Annotated in this window: 6 protein-coding genes; 1 reads left to right on the top strand and 5 read right to left on the bottom strand. The window is 36.9% G+C overall.

The features are described 5' to 3' along the window. Nucleotides 1-323 precede the first annotated feature (323 nt). The 3 genes from AC1DSE_RS30240 to AC1DSE_RS30230 form a co-directional block, all read right to left on the bottom strand. Nucleotides 324-1,208: a putative RNA methyltransferase gene (locus tag AC1DSE_RS30240; protein ID WP_477512048.1), complete on the bottom strand. Its 885-nt coding sequence runs from the start codon at nucleotides 1,206-1,208 to the stop codon at nucleotides 324-326. 332 nt (nucleotides 1,209-1,540) lie between these two features. Continuing rightward, complete coding sequence (locus AC1DSE_RS30235) at nucleotides 1,541-2,098, bottom strand: DUF4362 domain-containing protein (protein WP_477512047.1); 558 nt, start codon at nucleotides 2,096-2,098, stop codon at nucleotides 1,541-1,543. 243 nt (nucleotides 2,099-2,341) lie between these two features. Continuing rightward, on the bottom strand, nucleotides 2,342-3,016 hold the full coding sequence (locus tag AC1DSE_RS30230; RefSeq protein ID WP_441884512.1) for a hypothetical protein: 675 nt from the start codon (nucleotides 3,014-3,016) through the stop codon (nucleotides 2,342-2,344). A gap of 397 nt (nucleotides 3,017-3,413) precedes the next feature. Between AC1DSE_RS30230 and AC1DSE_RS30225 the strand changes: the two genes are divergently transcribed. Further along, nucleotides 3,414-3,782: a DUF6713 family protein gene (locus AC1DSE_RS30225; protein ID WP_477512046.1), complete on the top strand. Its 369-nt coding sequence runs from the start codon at nucleotides 3,414-3,416 to the stop codon at nucleotides 3,780-3,782. Nucleotides 3,783-4,396: 614 nt separating this feature from the next. Here AC1DSE_RS30225 and AC1DSE_RS30220 read toward each other — a convergent pair. Then, nucleotides 4,397-4,615, bottom strand: coding sequence for a helix-turn-helix domain-containing protein (locus tag AC1DSE_RS30220; RefSeq protein ID WP_430062057.1), 219 nt, complete (start codon nucleotides 4,613-4,615; stop codon nucleotides 4,397-4,399). Between the two features lie 10 nt (nucleotides 4,616-4,625). Then, nucleotides 4,626-4,847: DUF2975 domain-containing protein (locus AC1DSE_RS30215; protein ID WP_477528696.1), on the bottom strand; the 222-nt coding region annotated here is incomplete at its 5' end.

Here is a 4,847-nt window from a genome sequence, read left to right as displayed (position 1 = left end):
CTTTAAACACATTCTCATTTGTATCCAACTCGATAATTTTTCTGGTAGTAGTAAGAATCAGAAATTTGTTATATTCATTAATTATTGGTTGTATGTCAATAATAAGTTCTTCATTTCCCTGTATTGTTTTTGTTTCAAACTGAAATGTTTTTGACATTGGGTCACCCTACTATAATTTATTTAAATTCAGCTAACGTCATATTTACGAACTTCGAGAACGTTCCATATATAACGTATTCGAGAATTTCATTAAACTGACCTGCCCATTAGCTTAATAAAATGAGCAGGCCACCGCAGCGCCTGCTCATCTATGCGTTATTCAACTAATATTTCTTACCAATCAACATTTTAAAGTCCATAGTGACTTTTTTCAGATTCATCTGTAACACTTTTTCTATGCGTTCCTTGGAAGTCCCCCAGGATAATGGCGTCATACCGAGCAATGGTTCGATTAAAGGTTCATTCAGGTTTACTTGATATTGAATGCTTTTAACATCCAATAACTTGAACTGTTCGTTGAAGTGGTTAATTGTATGTGAATTTGAATAAACCCGTTTATCTGACCCCTCGTAAAAGATTTCTCTTAATTCTTTTAGATAATCCTGTTCAGGGACGATTTTAATCACCAAACCATTATCACCAATCAATCTCTGAAATTCTGAGTAATTTGCCGGTGAAAGAATGTTTAAAATAAATTTAAATTGCTGATTTGCAAACGGACAGTTTGCAATGTCCGCCACACACCAAATAACATTTGAATATTCAGCTGCAGCAAAACTAATTCCCTCTTTTGAAATATCAATCCCTACAGCCAAAAGAGGGTTGAGTTTTTTCTTATTTATTTCTATTTGTATGTTATTTAAGTGAGAACCTTCTCCACAACCTGCATCCAGTATGCTTAAAGGTTCATCGCTCGGGAGTTGACTCATTATAATCTCACTTACCGCTGCATGTAAGGGATTAAATAAACCACTTCTGCTTATTACCCTTCTATACTCGAAGATTTTTTTATCATACTTAGTATTACTGGTTCCAGACAATAGGTTTATATATCCTTGCTTGGCTATATCAAAACAGTGCTGATTGCAACAAACTAAACTTTGTAAATGGATCATTTGCATCTGTTTTTTACATAATGGGCATATAAATATCTCCTGAGAGTTTTCAATTTTCTCAGCGCTCATCAACTTTTTACTTTTTTCGAACACAAAAAGCACCCTTCCATTCGTTTTAGGTGAATGAAAAAAGGTACAGTCAAATAAACCCTAGCTAGTTTGTATAAAAAAGCCGGGTTATGTGAGCTGCACCTTTCACTACCTTAAACGAATGAACTTGATGATCATGGTTTGAATCTCCCACATTTTAATATTTTAAAACACTTTTATATTAGCATAACTCGCTTGTATGAGAAACCTTAGTACTAACTGCCCGTTAACTTAGAAGAGGCAACCGATCGATGTGATCGGCTGCCTCTTTGTGATGATTGAACTATTGTTCTTATTAGAATTAAACGATCGAGCGACTCTAGAGTATATTGTTCTTATTGGCTGCCCTGCTCAGCTTCCGACTCTACGTTCGTAAACCAGAACGTATTACTGGTTTCAGAATCGCATCCGGTTAGCTTGTAATGGGAGCCTAACTCCTTGTCCTCCTCGAGCTCAATGCCTCGGCACAACGTGCTCGGACGACCTGCATTGCTCCCGAACCCGTCACGCGAGTTGTCGTACGTATACGTAATCACTTCAGCCCCGTCATAGACTAACTCATAGAAGATCGGGTCACCTTCAATCGTATACTGCGTAATACGCACTTGATCCGGCACGCCAACATCTAGATTCGCAAGAAACAGCTTCCACTTGTCGAGATTGTACATTTTCCCGTGAACGTTCACGATATCGCCGTTCTCCGCTGCTTGGTCGGCATCATAAGGGTTAGACACAGCGGGAAACGCTTCCGGCTTCGCTAACGGCGTAAACGTCTCCCCCGGTGCAGGAGCAGTAGTAGGATTAGTCATATTGTCACTAGGTCTGCCCGACTTCTCACTGCAGCCCGATAGCAGCACTAATACTGCCGCTAATGTTAACACCCATTTAATCATGAATTATCACCTCACATTTAAGAACGTTATATCGAGTACGATTGTTTCAGTCGTACATGCGCTTTTGTTTCTGCAGCTGCCGTCGTGTTTTATTGAGCTATCACGTCCCGTTAACGTAATGATTTACTGCCATCCGACGAATTACTCTCGTAAGTGTCCTCATGAATCCGTTAACTCGAAATGCCTCTGCTGACTGAGGATCGGTGAAAACGATCTTTTGCGTGAACATATATGAAATCCATTTTACGTAGCTCTAACCGAATACCAATTCTTATTCAGTTTTTTCACTTCCATAAAGTTTCCGCCAAAAAGCATTTCATCAGGGGCGCTATCATTAGCGGTATAAATAAATCCAGCCATATTACCTAATATTCCACGATAGGAAAAAAAAAGAATTTGAGCACTCTGTCCGTATCCATGAACCACGATCTCACCACCGCCTTTGGAAAGTTTCTTATATTCCTCTGGCAAACGAATCAATATTTCATTATCAGATACATTCGGTTTCAGTGTGCCATCCAATACCATTCGAACTACATCTTCTCTTTCTTCCTTATTGAAGCGATAATCTAAATCTAAAACTATTGAGGTAAAAGGAACAATTAACATCAAAATAAAAATAAATAGATTCAACAAAAAAGGTATTCCTCTTCTTGCCCTATTGAAGGATTTACTTACGACAAAATACACAAAAACAATCAGTGAACAAATCAAGAAAATAATATAACCCAGTATCTCAATAAATGGCGCAAAAAAGGAAGTGAGGATATCAGCTAAAGTAAAGCGATAGATATTCAGAAGCAATATTATCATTGATCCAATTATTGCAATCGAAAGCATGAAATAGAATATGATTTTCGATTGATTATTCTTAATTCGCTTTATTTCATCCTCTATGAGATTTAATTCATCCTCCATGAGACACCTCCATAACAAAAGTTTTTAAGTGAATTTCCTAGATCGTCTTATTTACGAACTTCACGAAATTTCCATATTTATGGTATTCGTTACGCGAACTAAATAATCCTGTTCGTTCAATGAAACGCTAACACAAGAAATTGTTTCACCATTATTATACATTTAATTAAAAAATGGCATCAAATTCAAGCGTCGTTTTTATCGTGTTGATCAATTTTTCACTATCATTTTGAATGCTTTTTTTCATGTTCATTTAAATTTTCTACATTACTCTGACAGATATAGCTTTACTTGTTACATTTCGAACAGTTTTACGTATTAACCAAGGGAAATATTTAAATGTGTTTGTTTATTACGCTATAGTAAACGTTTGATATAAAATTTTTGGAGGTTTGATATGCCAGATTTGTTGTTGTTGCTATTCTTGTTTAACTTATCCTTATTTCTCCTGCACGAAATGGATGCAATTCGACGATCGGAATGGAAACTATTTTTTGTTCTACAAGATATGGATGATGCAAAAGCCTATAAAGTGTTCACCCTTATCCATCTCCCCCTGTACACCATCATACTCGCTTTACTTTTTAGCCAATATCAGACGATTACGTTTTGGGTGATAGACATCTTTCTCATGATCCATGCGATCCTGCACTTATTTTTCGAAAAGCACTCCCGCAACGAATTTAAAAATACATTCTCTCGTTTAATCATCTATCCGATGGGAATTCTTGCTGCTATTCATTTATTATTAATTGCGAATCCTTAATTTCTCACTTAGGTCTTAGCGATTGTACAAGGAAGGTATCTCCGGTATCGGTCCTCTCATATAGCTTGCATCTGGCTTATGTAATGGGAGGAACAGCTATGGCTTTTTTTGAAATGTAATAAATTGACCCAGTAGCAATTATTCCGTATAATTACTCACTGCCCCAGTATCCAAGCAGCTTTTTCATTGCTCAAACCTGCCCGTTAGCTTAATAAAAAGAGCAGGATACCGTAGTACCTACTCATCAATGTCTATTATTCAACTATCGTTTCCCGTTTGATTAACGCCAGGATTTGTAAGCCCTCTTTTCCCATTAACCTATTTGATTGTAACTTTCGCCTAGGTTTTTAGCAAAATTATGCAATGTAATACCGCCGATAATTGCCAAGAACACAAGAATACCAACAAAAAGTAAAATTCGTTTTTTCATTCTATTATTAGCTCACCTCGTTTATTAATCCTGAATATGTAATAATTTAGACTCTATCTGCGATAAAAGGTTACGCTATCCTGCCCTTCAGCTTAACGAGAAAGGAGCAGTTGCCATCGACTAACTGCTCTATGGTCCGTTCAACTTTCGTTCCCTGTTAGTTAAATAAATTTGTTGTCTGTTTTTATTGATTGTCTTCGTCGCTTTTGTACTCCAAAATATCACCTGGCTGACAATCCAAGGTTTTACATATCGCTTCTAATGTTGATAAACGAACCGCTTTTGCTTTCCCATTTTTAAGAATGGAAAGATTCGCCATAGTAATTCCAACCCTCTCCGAAAGCTCCGTTACGCTCATTTTTCGTTTTGCTAACATCACATCAATATTAATAATAATTGCCATATGCTCCACCTCAGACCGTTAAATCATTTTCTGATTTTATATTAATAGCTTCTTGTAAAAGTCTTTGGAGAACAGCAGCAAAAACGGCGATCACCATAGAGGCGAAAATAATGACCAATCCCATTGGTATGAAACTTGGATGGTCAACTCTCTTCCCCATGAGATAATAAAGTGGCATACCTAGCAGGTACAAGGTACTGATTGTGATGGCACAGTATTTTATATTCTTTAA

Source organism: Paenibacillus sp. 01L418, assembly GCF_056400045.1.
Note: the sequence above shows the minus strand (reverse complement) of the source record. Positions and strands in the feature narration are given on the sequence as shown.